General features: G+C 71.7%; 17 protein-coding genes. 5 read left to right on the top strand and 12 right to left on the bottom strand.

Annotated features, from left to right (window positions below; all coding sequences use genetic code 11):
* Window position 1: 1 nt before the first annotated feature.
* Entirely contained in the window at window positions 2-601 is a 600-nt protein-coding gene (locus tag Vau01_RS04165; protein ID WP_203987356.1) for a CGNR zinc finger domain-containing protein, read from the bottom strand.
* A 73-nt stretch (window positions 602-674) separates the two neighbouring features.
* Here Vau01_RS04165 and Vau01_RS04170 point away from each other — a divergent pair, with 73 nt between their 5' ends.
* Complete coding sequence (locus Vau01_RS04170) at window positions 675-1,409, top strand: metallophosphoesterase (protein WP_203987358.1); 735 nt, start codon at window positions 675-677, stop codon at window positions 1,407-1,409.
* Window positions 1,410-1,555: 146 nt separating this feature from the next.
* Here Vau01_RS04170 and Vau01_RS04175 read toward each other — a convergent pair whose 3' ends face one another.
* Complete coding sequence (locus Vau01_RS04175) at window positions 1,556-2,356, bottom strand: helix-turn-helix domain-containing protein (protein WP_203987360.1); 801 nt, start codon at window positions 2,354-2,356, stop codon at window positions 1,556-1,558.
* A 103-nt stretch (window positions 2,357-2,459) separates the two neighbouring features.
* Between Vau01_RS04175 and Vau01_RS04180 the strand changes: the two genes are divergently transcribed.
* Together Vau01_RS04180 and Vau01_RS04185 are read left to right on the top strand one after the other, a co-directional pair.
* Window positions 2,460-3,083: a PilZ domain-containing protein gene (locus Vau01_RS04180; protein ID WP_203987363.1), complete on the top strand. Its 624-nt coding sequence runs from the start codon at window positions 2,460-2,462 to the stop codon at window positions 3,081-3,083.
* A gap of 26 nt (window positions 3,084-3,109) precedes the next feature.
* Window positions 3,110-3,916, top strand: coding sequence for an enoyl-CoA hydratase-related protein (locus Vau01_RS04185; RefSeq protein ID WP_203987366.1), 807 nt, complete (start codon window positions 3,110-3,112; stop codon window positions 3,914-3,916).
* On the opposite strand, the gene Vau01_RS04190 is transcribed toward Vau01_RS04185, so the two are convergent.
* The 8 genes from Vau01_RS04190 to Vau01_RS04225 all read right to left on the bottom strand — a co-directional run bounded on the left by Vau01_RS04190 (window position 3,909) and on the right by Vau01_RS04225 (window position 11,765).
* Window positions 3,909-4,511: a TetR/AcrR family transcriptional regulator gene (locus Vau01_RS04190; RefSeq protein WP_203987369.1), complete on the bottom strand. Its 603-nt coding sequence runs from the start codon at window positions 4,509-4,511 to the stop codon at window positions 3,909-3,911. The genes Vau01_RS04185 and Vau01_RS04190 overlap by 8 nt on opposite strands.
* Window positions 4,512-4,720: 209 nt before the next feature.
* Window positions 4,721-5,314 (bottom strand): hypothetical protein, encoded by a 594-nt coding sequence (locus Vau01_RS04195; protein ID WP_239151291.1) that lies wholly within the window; start codon window positions 5,312-5,314, stop codon window positions 4,721-4,723.
* Window positions 5,307-6,515, bottom strand: coding sequence for an ABC transporter permease (locus Vau01_RS04200; protein ID WP_203987372.1), 1,209 nt, complete (start codon window positions 6,513-6,515; stop codon window positions 5,307-5,309). Before Vau01_RS04200 ends, Vau01_RS04195 begins: the two co-directional genes overlap by 8 nt.
* Window positions 6,512-7,225, bottom strand: a complete 714-nt coding sequence (locus Vau01_RS04205) for an ABC transporter ATP-binding protein (RefSeq protein ID WP_203987374.1) — start codon at window positions 7,223-7,225, stop codon at window positions 6,512-6,514. The genes Vau01_RS04200 and Vau01_RS04205 overlap by 4 nt, the downstream gene beginning before the upstream one ends.
* Complete coding sequence (locus Vau01_RS04210; protein WP_203987377.1) at window positions 7,225-8,421, bottom strand: efflux RND transporter periplasmic adaptor subunit; 1,197 nt, start codon at window positions 8,419-8,421, stop codon at window positions 7,225-7,227. Before Vau01_RS04210 ends, Vau01_RS04205 begins: the two co-directional genes overlap by 1 nt.
* Before the next feature lie 71 nt (window positions 8,422-8,492).
* Window positions 8,493-9,980 (bottom strand): sensor histidine kinase, encoded by a 1,488-nt coding sequence (locus Vau01_RS04215; protein WP_203987380.1) that lies wholly within the window; start codon window positions 9,978-9,980, stop codon window positions 8,493-8,495.
* Window positions 9,977-10,690: a response regulator transcription factor gene (locus Vau01_RS04220; RefSeq protein WP_203987757.1), complete on the bottom strand. Its 714-nt coding sequence runs from the start codon at window positions 10,688-10,690 to the stop codon at window positions 9,977-9,979. The genes Vau01_RS04215 and Vau01_RS04220 overlap by 4 nt, the downstream gene beginning before the upstream one ends.
* Before the next feature lie 13 nt (window positions 10,691-10,703).
* Window positions 10,704-11,765, bottom strand: coding sequence for an efflux RND transporter periplasmic adaptor subunit (locus tag Vau01_RS04225; protein WP_203987383.1), 1,062 nt, complete (start codon window positions 11,763-11,765; stop codon window positions 10,704-10,706).
* A gap of 132 nt (window positions 11,766-11,897) precedes the next feature.
* Here Vau01_RS04225 and Vau01_RS04230 point away from each other — a divergent pair, with 132 nt between their 5' ends.
* Both Vau01_RS04230 and Vau01_RS04235 read left to right on the top strand, forming a co-directional pair.
* Window positions 11,898-12,494, top strand: coding sequence for a hypothetical protein (locus Vau01_RS04230; protein WP_239151292.1), 597 nt, complete (start codon window positions 11,898-11,900; stop codon window positions 12,492-12,494).
* Window positions 12,495-12,514: 20 nt separating this feature from the next.
* Window positions 12,515-12,913: a type II toxin-antitoxin system VapC family toxin gene (locus Vau01_RS04235; protein WP_203987386.1), complete on the top strand. Its 399-nt coding sequence runs from the start codon at window positions 12,515-12,517 to the stop codon at window positions 12,911-12,913.
* On the opposite strand, the gene Vau01_RS04240 is transcribed toward Vau01_RS04235, so the two are convergent.
* Window positions 12,910-13,773, bottom strand: a complete 864-nt coding sequence (locus tag Vau01_RS04240; protein WP_203987388.1) for an SDR family oxidoreductase — start codon at window positions 13,771-13,773, stop codon at window positions 12,910-12,912. The two genes, Vau01_RS04235 and Vau01_RS04240, sit on opposite strands and share 4 nt — an antisense overlap.
* Window positions 13,770-15,224, bottom strand: a complete 1,455-nt coding sequence (locus tag Vau01_RS04245; protein WP_239151293.1) for a flavin-containing monooxygenase — start codon at window positions 15,222-15,224, stop codon at window positions 13,770-13,772. The genes Vau01_RS04240 and Vau01_RS04245 overlap by 4 nt, the downstream gene beginning before the upstream one ends.
* Window positions 15,225-15,244: the final 20 nt, after the last annotated feature.

Genomic DNA, 15,244 nt, shown 5'->3' on the forward strand with positions numbered 1-15,244 from the left:
CCTACCGCGGACGCTCGTTCTGGTGACGCTCGTAGTGGCGGGCGGCGCGGGCCCGGTTGCCGCACGAGGTCTTGCAGAACTGCTGCCGCCCGTGCCCCTGCACGAAGTACCGCACGCACCGCGGCGCCGTGCACGCCCGCAGGTTCGCCCGGTGCGGCCCGGCGAGGAAGTCGACGGTGGCACGCGCCAGCGCGGCCGGCAGTCCGTCGTGCGCCGGCACCGGCGCCGGCGTGGTCCGGGCCGTCGGCCCGGCGCCGTCCGGCCGCCACTCCAGTTCGAGGGTCACCGTGACGCTCGCAGCGGCGGCGTTCACGCGTCGCAGCGCCTCGTCGAACGGCAGGAGGCGGTGTGCGTCGGCGGGACTGGGCGGACCGGGGAGCACCGCCCGGGCGAAGAGCGCCCGAACCGCGGCGCGCAGGGCGAGCACGCGGGTGTGCGTCTCCTCGTCGGCGGTGAAATCGGCGGCCCACGACCCGAGGCGGTCGGCGCGGTCGCGCACCCACCCGGTGAGCCCGTCGGCGACGGTCAGGTCGTCGGCGACGCCGCCGTGCCCGTCGTGGCGGATGGTGCCCGCCAACTCCAGTGCCAGGTCCTCGGTCACAGGCCCGAGAATACGACTCGACTTCCTAACGGCAAAACTGTATTTTTCCGTTAGACGACCGAGGGAGATCATCATGGTGTTGCTGGCCCAGATCAGCGACCTGCACCTTGACGGCACCGCGCGCGCCAGCGACCGCGCCGCCCGCACCGTCGGGTACCTGCGCGGCCTGCGGCAACTGCCCGACGCGGTGCTCGTCACCGGAGACATCGCCGACACCGCCGCCCGATCCGAGTACACGGAGGCCGCCCGCCTGCTCGACCTGCCGGTACCGGTGCTGCCCGCGCCCGGCAACCACGACCGGCGGCCCGCCTACCGCGCGGCACTGCTCGGCGAACCACCCTCCGACGAACCCATCAACCGGGTGCACGACGTCGGCGACGTCTCCGTCCTGATGTGCGACTCGACCATTCCCGGCCGTGACGACGGCCGCCTCGACGCCGTCACGCTGTCCTGGATCGACACGACGCTGGCCGACCGGCGCGACCGCCCCGCGCTGCTCGCTTTCCACCACCCGCCGACCGTGCTGCACCACCCGCTGCCCGACGCGTCGCGTCTCGGTGGCGCGTCCGACCTGGCCGCACTGCTCGGGCGGCATCCGCAGGTGGTCGCGCTGATCACCGGGCACGCACACACCGCCGCGGCCACGGTCTTCGCCGGGCGCCCGGTGATCGTCGGACCGGCGGTGACGTGGACGCTGCGGATGCCGTGGGAGGGTTCCGAGGTCGCGGATCGCCAGCAGCCGCCCGGGATCGCGTTCCACGTCGTCACCGATCGCACGCTGGTGACGCACTTCCGCGCCGTCACCTGATGGCACCGCACCTGGTGGCCGGGTTCACTCTGGCCGTGCTGCCGCTACCGCGCAGTCGGCGCTCGTCGCGGTGTGGCTGGGCGGGTGGAGCCTCGCGATCGGCCGGATCCGCCGGTACGCACGCGTGCTGCGGCGGGTCTCCGCCGTCACGCTCGTGCTTCTGGGTCTCCGGGCCGCAACTGCCTGGGCACGATCCCGGCCAGCGCGGTGGCGGTGGCCTCGTCGGCCGGGAGGAACGCTTCGAGTCTCAGCTCCGCGATCGTCACGTCGACAGCGGTGCCGAAGTGGGTGAGCGTCGTGATGAGGCGGAGTTCGTCGGCGCCCATCCGGAGCCGCAGCGGCACGGCGAAACCGAGGTGGTTGGCGGTGGGCCGGGGCGGCACCAGGTCGACGAGTTCGGCCGCGAGCGCACGGAGTTCGGCACTCGGGTTGCGGGCGTTCTCGGCCCGGATGTTGTCGATGATGTGCCAGGCCCACTCGTCGAGGTTCACGATGCGGGGCGCCAGGCCGTCGGGGTCGAGCAACAGCCGGGGGACGCTCACCGGCGGCCGCAGAAGCCTCGGCGCGACGCCCTCGGTGACGGCGTGGAAGCCGGCGTTGGCCGACACGAGGACGCCGTGGCGGTCGACCACCACCGCGGGGTACGGGTGGTGGCCGTCCAGGATGCGTTGCAGGGCCGTGCGGACCGGTTCGAGCTGCGGATCGTCGAGCCGGCTCTCCGGGTACGCCGGCGCGAACCCGGCCGCCAGCAGCAGGGTGTTCCGCTCCCGGATCGGCACGCCCAACGACTCGGCCAGCCGAATGATCATCGAGCGACCCGGCGCCGACCGGCCGCTCTCGATGAAGCTGACGTGCCGCTGGGTGGTACCGGCGCGCACGGCCAGTTCGAGTTGGCTGACCCGGCGGCGCTGCCGCCACTCCCGGAGCTCACCGGCGAAGTCCGTCACCGCTTCTGTCTAACCGTTGACGCGGCATCCCGGCGATTCCCTCCCGGGAATTGTCGATCCGGTAGATCCCTCAGGTCGGCGACGGCTTCGCCGAATGCATGGCGTGGACCGCTCCAGCCTGCCGGCCATCAACACCCGGGTCGACGTGCTGCTCAACGGCGTGACCTATCCGTCGCGTGTTGAAGACGTCGAAGGTGACCTCCTGCTGGTCGTGGCGCCGATGGGACGCCGCGGGACGCTCGCCGCGAGCGAGGGTGACGCGCTGGAGCTCGCGTGGCTCCACGACGACGCGCGGGTCGCCGCACCGGCCCGGCTCACCGAGCGCACCCCCGACCGGCCGCGCTACTGGGGCGTGAAGATCGTCGGTGACGTGCAGCGGAACACCCGGCGCGGGTTCGTGCGCGGCGGCGGCGGCGAGCGGATCTGCCTCCAGCGCACCGACGAGCCCGGGCCGCCGGTGAACGGCTACGTAATGGACATCGGCGAGGTGAGTGTCCGGGTCCGATTGCTGGAGTGCGACTACCGTCGCAGCCAGCAGGTCATGATGACGATCACGCTCAGCGAGCACGTTGTGTGCATGCCCGGACAGGTGCTCGACGTGCGGTATGTGTTTGAAACGGAACATTTCGACGTGATCGTCACGTACGAACCCACCGAGGCCGACCGCCGGACGATCCGCAGCTACATCTACCGCCGCATGGTGGAGCAGCGTCGCCGGCTGCGGTGAATCATGGCGCGGCGCTAACGTGAGGCATGCGCGAACTCGACACCGGCACCGCCGACTTCACCGCCCGTATCGACGACCGGATCGCGATCCTCACGATGTCCAGGCCGGAGCGCCGGAACGCGCTCAGCGTCGAGATGCTCACCGCGATGAGCCGGGTGATCCCGGCCGCCGCGGCCGACCCCGGCGTGCGGTGCGTGGTGCTCACCGGTGCCGGTGGGGCGTTCTGCGCCGGCGGCGACGTGAAGGCGTTCGCGTCCGGTGCGGGGCTCGAGGGGACGTTCGACGACCGCGTCCGCGAGCAGCAGTACATGCACCGGCACGTCGCGTTGGCGCTGTACGAGATGGCCAAGCCGACCGTGGCCGTGCTGCCCGGGCCGGCGGCCGGTGCCGGGTTGTCGTTCGCGCTGGCCTGCGATCTGCGGTACGCCGTCGACACGGCGGTGCTCACCACGGCGTTCGCGCGGGTCGGCCTGTCCGGCGACTTCGGCGGGTCGTGGCTGCTCACCCAGATCGTCGGCACCGCCCGGGCCCGCGAGCTGTTCTACCTCTCCCCCCGCGTCGAGGCGGCGCAGGCGTTGGAGTTGGGCCTGCTGACCGGCGTCTTCCCCGCGTCCGAGCTCGAACCGGCCGCGATGAAGATCGCGGCCGAACTGGCCGGCGGGCCGAGCGCCGCGTTCGGATACATGAAGGCCAATCTCAACCGCGCGCTCACCCACAGCCTGCCCGACTACCTCGACATCGAGGCGATCGGCCAGATCCGCTGCCGCGACACGGCCGACCACCACGAGGCCGCGGCGGCGTTCGCCGAGAAGCGCCTGCCGAAGTTCAGCTGACCCGCACCGGTTGCAACCCGGCGAGGACGGCGTCGAACGCGAGCGTCCACCGGCGGTCCTTCGACTCCTCGGTGCTGCCCAGCCAGCCGGCCGTCTCCTGGGCCAGCAGGCCCTGCGCGAACGCGAGCAGAATGTGGGCGATGTCGATCGGGTCGCCGGCGATCACGCCCGCGTCGACGCACCGGCGCACGCTGCGGACAAACTGCGAGTTCAGCGACGCCTGCGCGGCGGCGTCGCGCTCGTCGGGGTCGAAGTCGGCGAAGGGTCGCCCGAACATCACGTGGGCGAGCACCGGGTTGGCCCGCACGAACGCCCGGAACCCGTCGATGAGGCGGCCCAGGTCGGCCCGCGGGTCGTCGGTCTCGGCGAGGCCGCTGAGCTGCGCGTGCAGCCGCCGGAACCCCTCGAACAGGATCTCGCGGACCAGGCCGGCCTTGTCACCGAACAACTCGTAGACGGCGGGAATCGAGGTGGACGCGCCGTGCGCCACCTTGCGCGTGGTGAAGCCCGCAAAGCCCTCGTCAGCAAGCATGGCGACGGCGGCGTGCAGCACCCGGTCGCGCAACTCGGGTGTCCGTTGTTTCTCCCGGGGCATGGTTGCCGATCGTAATCCAGTCCTCAGGTGATCGAGTGCGGTTGCTGCCCGATGAACCGCTGACACCGGTAGGTGCAGGCCGCCGGACACCGGCCAACCCGCCGTCCACTCCCACTACGCCCACCCCACGAGTTGATCTTGCAGTTGTGCACGGCCCAGAACGGGGCAAAGCACCGCGAATGGGCGAGCACAACTGCAAGATCGACGGGTTACTTGGTGCGGGTGACGGTGGTGGCGGTTACTGTGCCGTCGGTGGTCTGGCCCTGGACCGACACGGTGGCGCCGGCCGTGAGGTCGGAGAGTTTGCCGGGGGCGAGCACCGTGGTCTGGTCGCTGGTCTTGACGGTGATTGTCTGGCCGTCGGGGGTTTCGATGTACACCGTGTTGCCGTCGACGAGTTTTACCGTGCCGGTGATCGCTCCAGCCCGGCCGCCGCCCTGCTGGCCGGTGCCTCCGCCCGGGGCGCCGCTGGCGCGGGCGGCGCCGCCGCCGGGGAACTGACCGGCGCCGGGATACTGGCCGCCGGCGGCGTTGGCTCCGGCGGGCGAGCCGGTCGACGCCGCTGCGGGCGTCCCGTATTGCTTTTGTACCTGCGCGCCGCCGACGAAGCCGGCGACCGCGATCACCAGCGCGAGCAGCGCGTAGGTCGCGCGGTTCGCCAGGCGGCGGGGGGCGGCGGCGGCCAGGCGCTCGTCGAGGTCGTCGTCGATGGGTTCGTCGAACGGTTCGGCGCCCGGCTCCGCGGACAACGCGGCGACCGGCTCCGCGAACGCGATCGTGTCGTCGGCTTTCGGGTCACTCATATCGCAATGCCTCGATCGGTCGAAGGGACGCCGCCCGGCTGGCCGGGTAGCTGCCGAAGAACAGCCCGATGGCGACGGACACACCCAGCGCCAGCGCCACCGAACTCGGAACGATCACCGGTTTGATGCTGACGATCGTGAACTGCGCGCCGATCACCGCGACCAGCACGCCCAGCAGCCCGCCGATGAGGCTGAGAACCGTTGCCTCCACGAGGAACTGGGTCAGCACCGTGCGCTTCGGCGCGCCCAACGCCTTGCGGATACCGATTTCCCGCGTCCGTTCGGTGACCGTCACCATCATGATGTTCGTGATTCCGATGCCACCGACCAGCAGGCTGATGCCGGCCACGGCACCGAGCAGCATCGTGAACGTGTTCGCGGTGTCGGTGCGGGTCGACAGCAACTGGGCCTGGTTCAGGATGCGGTAGGCCGTCGACGACGTTCCGGTCACCTTCAACTGCTGGTTGAGGATCGTGGTGATCTCGGCCTGCGCCGCGTTGACGTCGTCGGGGCCGGTGGCCTGCACCAGCAACTGGTTGATCGTGCCGTAGCCGGTCAGCGACTCCTGCACCGCGTTCACCGGCGCGATCGCGATGTCGTTCGGGTCGTTGAAGCCGGACCCGCCCTTCTCGGCGAGCACGCCGATCACCGTGAACAGCTTGCCGCTCACCGTGATCTGCTTGCCCAGCGGGTCGACCCGCCCGAACAGCTCCGTGGCGACGGTGGTCCCGATGAGCACCACCTTGCGGGTGTCACCGGCAGCGAACACCGCGCCGCGCGCCACCGTGTAGTTCGACGCCGACACGTACGTCGGGTACGTGCCGATGAACTGGGGCACGGTGTGGTCGGTGCCGTCGTAGGTGGCGCTCTGCGAGCCGGTCACCACCGGGGAGACGGTCTTCACGTGTGGCGCCAGCGTCCTGTCCTGGAGGGCGGGCACCAGGTCCATCGTCAGGGCGGTGCTCGTGGTGGACGCGCCGCCGCCGCGCAGGCCGCCGCCGGCGCCGCCGGTGACCGTGAGCGTGTTCGTGCCCAACCGCTCGATCGAGTCCTGGATCTGTTTCGCCGAGCCGTTTCCGACCGCCACCAGCAAGATGACCGCCGCCACGCCGATGAGGATGCCGAGCACGGTCAGCCCGGAGCGCAGCTTGTTCGCGGTGATGCCGCGCAATGCGAAGCGGACCGTTTCGACGAGCGTCACCGGGTCCTCACGTCCTCGACGATCTGGCCGTCGACCAACCGGATCAGCCGGCGGGCGTGCTGGGCGACGTCGATCTCATGGGTGATCAGCACGATGGTGCGGCCCGACCGGTTGAGCCGGTCGAGCACGCCGAGAACGTCCGAGGTGGACTGCGTGTCGAGGTTGCCGGTGGGCTCGTCGGCCAGCACCAGCGCCGGCGCCGTCACCAGCGCCCGGGCCACCGCGACCCGTTGCTGCTGGCCGCCGGAGAGCTGGTTCGGCTCGTGGCCGCCCCGGTCGTCGAGGCCCACCATCGCCAGCGCCGCCCGGGCCCGCCGGCGCCGTTCGGCCGGGCGAACACCGGCGTAGGCGAGCGGAAGCTCCACATTGGACAGTGCGGTCATCCGCGGTATCAGGTTGAACGACTGGAACACGAACCCGATCCGCCGGTTGCGGACCAGGGCCAGCTGACGGTCGCTGAGCCGGCTCACGTCGACGCCGTCGAGCCGGTACGTGCCGGACGACGGGACGTCGAGGCAGCCGAGGATGTTCATCAGCGTCGACTTGCCGGATCCCGACGAACCCATGATGGCGACGTAGTCGCCGCGGCCGACGGTCAACGAGACGCCGCGCAGCGCGTGCACCGCCGTCTCGCCGGCGCCGTACGTCTTCCGGACGTCGCCGACGTCGAGCACCGCCCGGTGCGTCACCGGCTTGTCGAGCACGATCATCAGTTGCCGCCCCGTCCGCCGCCGCCGCCGGCCGGACCGGCCCCGCCGCCGGCCGGAAGGCCGCCGCCGCCACCGAAGAGGCCGTTCTGCTGGTTCGTGGTGGTGCTGCCCGACTGCATCGTCACCACGACCTGATCACCGACGGCGAGCCCGGACTTCACCTCGGCGAACTGGTTGCCCTCCACGCCGATCTCCACCGTGCGGGTCTCGACGGCACCGTTGACCATCACGTCGACCGTGCGCTGGGTTCCGGTTCCGCGCAGGGCGAGCGTCGACACCCGGATCGCGTTCGACGCCGACGCGACCGTCACCTGCACGCTGGTGCTCTGGCCCAGCCGCACCCCCGCCGGCGGCGTGGCGATCGACACCACCACCGCGTACGAGTTGACGTTGTTCTGCGTCGTGGCGGTCGGCGCGACGGTCGCCACGGTGCCGGTGGCCCGGGTGCCGCTCAGCGCGCTCCACGTGATCGTGGCCGCCTGGCCGACCTTCAGCCGGGTGGCGTCGGCCTCGGCGAAGTTCGCCGACACCTGCAGGCTGTTGAGGTCGGCCAACGTGATGAAGCCGGAACTGGTGGTACTACCGGTGGCGCCGGTGCCGGATCCGGAACCCGAGCCGGAACCGGAAGAAGAGCCTCCGGAAGAAGAGCCGATCGCGCCGTTGACCGCGGTCACCGTCCCCGCGATCGGTGCCGTCAGCACGGTCCCGTCGACCGCCGCCTGCGCGCTCACCACCGCCGCGTCGGCGCTGCTCACCGACGCCGACGCCGACGCCAGCGAGGCAGCGTCGCCACCGGCGTTCTTGACCCGCGTGTAGTTCGCGCCGGCCGCCGTGCGGTTGGCCCGGGCGGTGTCGAGCTGCGCCTGCACGAGCGTCGTGTCGACCTTCGCCAGCACCTGGCCCTTCGTCACGACGTCGCCGACCTTCACCGCGATCTCGGTGACCGTGCCGCTGGTGACGAAGTTGGCCGTTGCGGTCGACGCGCTCTGCACGTTCCCGCTCGCCGACACCGACGCGGTCACGTCGCCCTGCGTCACCGGAATCACCCGCTGCTGCGCACTCCCGGTGCCGGCCTCGGCCGTCGCCGGCCCCCGCACGGTCTGCACGGCCCAGAGGGCCCCACCCACCGCCACCAGGGCCAGCACCACGTTGACGAGCACGGTCGGCCGCCGCAGGCTATCCAGCCACACACGCATGGTGAGGATCGTCGCGGCCGGGCCTCGAAACAACCCCGGCGCTTCCTCGGAGAAACCTCGGAATACGCGGGTTACTGCCCGTCCGGGGGTTCCGGGGGTTCCGCGGGCAATTGGACGCGGAACCGCGCGCCCTTTCCCGGCGACGTCCACAGCTCGATCCGCCCGTGGTGCGCCTGCACGATCGCGGCCACGATCGCCAGCCCCAACCCGGCACCGCCGTGCCGCCGCGACCGGCTGGCATCGGCCCGGTACAGCCGCTCGAACACGCGCGCCGCGTCCGCCTCGGCCATCCCCGGGCCGGCGTCGCACACCTCGACCGCGGCGATGGGGCTGTTGAAGGGCAACGCGTCGCCGATCACGGTGGTCGGTGGTCGCCCCTTCTCCAGCGCGGGGGGACGCCCGACGCGCACCACCACCCGCACGTCGTCCGACGTGTGCTGGAGCGCGTTGCTCAGCAGGTTCGCCACCACCTGGCGGATGCGTGCCTCGTCACCCGGCACCGTCACCGGCTCGAACGTGTCCTGCCCGTCGTCGAGCGCGGCCAGCCGCACGAACCGCTCGGGCACCCGCACGTGCGCGTCCCGCACCGCCTCCGCCGCGACGGCGAGCAGGTCGACGCGGCCGTCGGCCAGCGGCCGCTCCTCGTCGAGGCGGGCCAGCGTGAAGAGGTCGTTGACGAGCAGCCGCATCCGGCCGACCTCGTTCTCGATGGTCTCCATCGCCTCGTCCAGGGCCGGACCCGGTGGCGCGCCGCCGCGCCGGTACAACTCGGCGAAGCCCTGGATCGACGTGAGCGGCGTCCGCAACTCGTGTGCCGCGTCGGCGAGGAACTGGCGCAGCCGCCGTTCGGAGTCGGCCCGGGCGCCGGCGGCCTCCTCGATACGATGCAGCATCGCGTTGAGCGCCAACCCCAACCGGCCCGACTCGGTGTGCGGATCGGCGTCGGCGACGCGTTGGGACAGGTCGCCACCGGCGATGCGGGCCGCCGTCTCTTCCATGCGCGTCAAGGGGCGCAGCCCGACGCGGACCACGGTGGCCGACGCGACCGCGAGGAACAGCAGGGCCAGCATCGCCACGACGATGTTGATGATGACCAGCGTGTCCTGCGTCTTCTCCAGCTCGGACAGCGACACCGCGTTGACCGCGAACCCGCGCCCGTTGGGGATCCGGTCGACGCGGACCCGCCACGTGCCGGTGGAACTCTCCAGGTAGTACGGCTTGCCGCTGTCGGCCCGGCGCTCCAGTTCGGCGAGCCCGCCCGGGTCGGGGTCGGGCGTCTCGCCGGTGGGGCTCTGCAGGACGCCCGCCTCGTCGTACCGGTACACCCGGAAGTCGGGCACGAAGACCGGCGGCTTGCTGGACTCCTCGTACCGCGACGGCCCCGGGCCCGGGCCCCGGGACGGCCGTTCGAGCAGCTCGTCGATCCGCTGCACCGAGTACGACCGCAGCAGCAGCACACCACCCACGTCGACCGCGATCAGCGCGACGGCCGCCAGCAGCGCCACCGACACGGCGATCCGCGAGCGGACCGTCCACTGGCGCCACGGCCGGACCCTCATCCGGCTTCGCGGGGCGCCCGCAGCGCGTACCCGACCCCGCGGATCGTGTGGATCAGCGGCGGTTCCACGGTGTCAATCTTGCGACGCAGGTAGTACACGTACGACTCGACGATGCGACCGTCGCCGCCGAAGTCGTAGTTCCACACGCGGTCGAGGATCTGCGCCTTGCTGACCACCTTGCCCGCGTTGGTGAGCAGGTACCGGAGCAGGTTGAACTCGGTGGGCGACAGGTCGATCCGGCGGCCGCCGCGGCGCACCTCGTGCGCGTCCTCGTCCATCTCCAGGTCGGCGTAGCGCAGCACCGCGCTGTCGGCCGGCTGGGTCTCGCCCCGGCTGCGCCGCAGGATCGCGCGGATGCGCAGCACCACCTCTTCGAGGCTGAACGGCTTGGCCACGTAGTCGTCGGCGCCCACGGTGAGGCCGGAGATGCGGTCCTCCACCGAGTCGCGCGCGGTCAGGAACAACACCGGCACCGGCTGCCCCGACGCGCGCAGCCCCTGCGCGACCGCGAACCCGTCGAGGTCGGGCATCATCACGTCGAGCACCACGAGGTCGGGCGCGAACTCGGCCGCCGCCGACAGCGCCTCCTGCCCACCACTGGCCACCCGCACCTCGAAGCCGGTCAGCCGCAACGTCGCCGACAACAGCGCCCGGATGCTCGCCTCGTCGTCGACGACGAGCACCCGTGCCGGATTGTCGCTCACCTGCATACTCTCCATGGAATCACCCGCCGCTGACCAGAACCTCGTCACCCTCGTTGAGACCGGAACGGATCTCGGTCGAGACGTCGCCACGCAGGCCCACCTCGACCGTCCGCTTCTCGGTCCGCCCGTTGACCTTCACGGTCACCGTGCCGTCCACAACCGCGATCGACGGCACGTACAGCACGCCGTCGGCCGATTCCGTGGTGACCACGACGTTGGCGCTCTGCCCGTAGAGCAACGCGTCCGGAGCCTGGTCAAAGGTGATCACCGCCGCGTACCGCACCAGCCGGTTCGACACCGTGCCGGCCGGGTCGATCTGGGTGACCTTGCCGGCCAACTCTGCATCGTCGCGGTCGGGCAGGGTGATCGTCGCGGTCTGGCCGGCCGCGAGGGCGGCCACCTCCGCCTCGGTGAACTGCGCCTTGACGGCCACGTCGGCCGTCCCCGCGAGCGTCACCACCCCCGACTGGGCCTGGCTGCCGACGGCGCCGCTGATCGACAGCACCCGCCCGGCGACCGGCGCCGTGATGACGGTTCCGGCGAGCTTCGCCTGGGCCTGGCGGAGCGCGAGTTTCGCGTTGTTCAGGCGTTGCTGGGCCGACATGAGGGCGTCGGTGCCCTGGGTGCGCTGGGTGGTGCTCGTGCCACCGGTCGTTCCGCCAGCTCCGCCGGCACGGCTGGCGGAGGCGCTCGGGGTAGCTGCCTTCGTCGCGGCGGCCGCTTCGGTCTCGGCGTTGTCGACGTCGTCCTCGGCCGAGTCGACGCTCTCCTGCGCGGAGTCCACCGCGCTCTGCGCCGAGGCGGGGTCGATCTTCGCCAGCACCGCGCCGGCCTGCACCGTGTCACCCACCCGCACGTTGACCTCGGTGAGCGTCCCGGACGTCGCGAAACCCAGGCTGCGGGACTGCAGGGCGGCAACCGTGCCGGCCGCCGAGACCGTGCTGGTCACGGTCCCCCGTTGCACTTTCGCGGTTCCGGTGCCGGCGGTTGCGCGTCCGTCCGGTCGGGTCAGCGCGAAGACCGCGACCGACGCGACCACAACGACCACCGCGCCGCCGACCCACCACAGCCTCCTCCGCATGAGGGCAGAGTCTCGCGGCCCAGCCTCCTTATTCGCTCGGGCCAACCTGGGAGCCACCTCAAAGCGTGCGCTTTGAGGGAACTACGAGGTCCGTCCGACTTGGCGTCGAGGTCGCGCCGCTTGCATGAGCGGGTGCGATTGTCGATGCGCGTCATGGTCGGGTTCGTCGGTCTTGCCACTGCGGCCGCCCTCGCGGCCTGCGGCGGGGGTGACGACGGCCCGGACGGCGCCACCCCCGCGGCCACCGACTACGCCTCGTGCCTGCGGGCCAACGGGGTGACCCTCCCGTCCGGACGCGCGGGTGGCTTCCCGAGCGGCCGTCCGTCCGGCCAGAACGGCGGATCGGACGGCGCGCCCCCGTCGGGCCGGCCGAGTGGCGGCCCATCCGGCCGGCCCGGCGGCGGGTTCGGTGGCCCCGGCGGCGGCGGTTTCGGCACCCAGGCGCCGAACGGCGTGGACCAGGCCACGTGGGAGAAGGCCCAGAAGGCGTGCGAGGGCCTTAGGGGCAGCGGCGCCCCGGGCAGCGGTGTCCCCGGCGGCGGCAACCGCGGCGGTGACAACGGCGCGCAGGCGGCGTACCGCAACTGCCTGACCGAGCACGGCGTCACGGTGACGGGCGGCGTCAACAACCTGGACACGTCCGATCCCAAGGTCGCCGCGGCGGTGGCCACGTGCGCCCCGCTCCGCCCGTCGGGCGGGCCGTCGGCCACCCCGACGCCCTCGTCGTAGGAGGATGGCATGCTCGGGGCATGACGCGGTACGTGATCGGCCCCGATGTGGCGTTGCGGCTCGCCGCCGACAACGCCGAGATTCCCGCCGAGCACAAGCTGGTGGCGCCCACGCTGTTGAAGTCGCACGTGCTGGCGCTGCTCTACCGGGCCGTGCGACGCGGGGAGTTGACCCGCAAAGACGCCGACCGCCGGCTGAACTACCTGCGCGCACTCAAGATCAGGCTGCTCGGCGACCGGGTCTCGCTGAGCACCGCGTGGCGGATCGCCGACAAGCTCGGGTGGGACGACACCTACGACGCCGAGTACATCGCGGTCACCGAGCTTCAGGCCGACGCGCTGGTCACGCTCGACGAGCGGCTGGCCGCCGCCGCGAAGGGGTTCGTGACGGTCGCGTCCGTCGAGGAACTGCTCGGCTAGACGCTGTTGCGGCCGAAGCTGCGGCCCAGCCGCCGCACGTTCTCCTCCAGCGCGGGCACGCTGCGGGCGGCGTCGCCGCGCATCAGGCGGAAGCCCATCGGGCCGGTCATCAGGCCGCGGGCGCGCCGGAGCCAGCGGACCGAACCGGGCACGTAGATCTCGCGGCTGCGGTGTTCGAGGCCGTGCAGGAACGCCTCCGCGCAGTCCTCGACCGGTACCACCGTGCCCAGCGGGCCGCGCATCCGCTTGAGGTTGGTCTCGAACGATGCCAGGTCTTCCCGGGTGTCGCGGACCAGGTCGGTGTCGATCCAGGTCATGTACGCGACGCCCACCGCGACGCCCTTGTGCGCCACCTCGAGCCGCAGCGTGTCGCCGAACCGTTCGAGCCCGGCCTTCGACGCGCCGTACGCGGCCATCCCGGGCATCGACGCGAACGCCGCCGCCGACGCCACCAGCAGGCAGTAGCCGCGGGTCTCCACCAGGTGCGGCAGCGCGGCGCCGACCGTACGAACGGCGCCGACCAGGTTCACCTCGATGGTGCGGGCGACGTCGTCGGGCGGGTTGGTCGCGACCGTGCCGCGGTTCGCCACCCCGGCGTTGGCCACCACCGCGTCGATGCGTCCGAACCGGTCGACGGTGCCGGCGACCGCGGCGTCGACCGCGGCCTGATCGGTGACGTCGCACTCGAACCAGGCGTGCCGGTCGGCGCCGAGCTCGTCCACCAGGGTCTTCAACAGGTCCGGTTCCAGGCCGACCAGCGACAACCGCGCACCGGTCGCCGCCACCCGGCGGGCCAACGCCGCACCGATCCCGCGCGCCGCACCGGTGATCAGCACCGTTCGGTTCTTGAGAGGACTCATATCAGCGCCTCGTACTCGCTCGGACGGAACCGGGACAGGCGCCGGCGGAACGCCAGCGTGGTGCCGGGCCACAACGTGGAGTTGCGGCCGGTCGGGTCGAGGTACCAGCTCTGGCAGCCGCCGGCCGTCCAGACGCTGCCGGCCATCTTGCGGTCGACCTCGTCGAGCCAGGCCCGCTGTGCCGACGGCAGCGGCTCGATCGCCGACGCTCCCGTGCGCCGCATGTGCGCGAGCGCCCGCGACAGGTACCCGAGCTGCGCCTCGATCATGATGACGACGGAGTTGTGGCCGAGCCCGGTGTTCGGGCCCAGGATGAGGAACAGGTTGGGGAACCCGCTGACCGTGGTGCCCAGGTGGGCCTGTGGACTGCCCTGCCACACCTCGGCCAGGCTGCGCCCGTCGCGTCCCACCAGCTTTTCGGCGATCGGCATGTCGGTGACGCGGAAGCCCGTCCCCAGAATGATCGTGTCGACGGCACGGACCGTGCCGTCGGCCGCGACCACCGAATCCGGCCGGATCTCCTGGATTCCTTGCGTCACAACGGAAACGGCCGGGTTGGTCAACGACCGCAGGTAGTCGTCGCTGACGATGATGCGCTTGCAGCCCACCGCGTAGTCGGGGGTGAGCTTGGCCCGCAACTCCGGATCGCGCACCTGGCTGCGGAGGAAGCGCAGCGCCACCTTCTCGGCGAGGCGGCCGCGCTTCGCGGCGCGGAAGTTGTAGAAGAACGCCTCGCGCATCGCGTAGATGCCGGTGCGGGCGGCCCGTTGGAGGCCGGGCACCGAACCGTACAGGCGGCGGGCCCGCTCGCCGAGCGCGCGGTCACCGCGCGGCAGGATCCACGGCGGCGTCCGCTGGTACAGGTCGAGGCTCTCGACGCGCTTCACGATCTCGGGGACGAACTGCGCCGCCGACGCGCCGGTGCCGATCACGGCGACCCGCCGGCCGGTGAGGTCGTGGTCGTGCCGCCAGCGGGCGGAGTGGAATGCGGTGCCGGCGAAAGACTCCAGGCCGGGCAGCTTCGGTATCGCCGGCTCGCACAGCGGACCGGTGGCCGACACGAGCACGTCGGCGTGGAGCGGGCCGGTGCTCGTGGCGATGTCCCACCGTCTGGTGCTTTCGTTCCAGGCGGCGGCGGTGACGTCGACGCCGTACCGGATCCGGTCTGCGACGCCTTCGGCCTCGGCGACCCGGCGCAGGTACGCCCAGATCTCGGCCTGCGGCGAGTAGCTGCGCGACCAGTTCGGGTTGAGCGCGAACGAGTACGAGTACAGATGCGAGGGGACGTCGCACGCGCAGCCCGGGTACGAGTTGTCGCGCCAGGTTCCGCCCAGGTCGTCGGCGCGTTCGAGCACCGCGACATCGGTGACACCATCTCTCTTGAGCCGGATGGCGGCGCCCAGTCCGCCGAATCCGGCACCGATAATCGCGACGCGCAGATGCTCGGCCACCAGATGACGGTACCATCGGG

The sequence above is a fragment of the Virgisporangium aurantiacum genome (assembly GCF_016863635.1).
GTDB classification, from domain to species: Bacteria; Actinomycetota; Actinomycetes; order Mycobacteriales; family Micromonosporaceae; genus Virgisporangium; species Virgisporangium aurantiacum.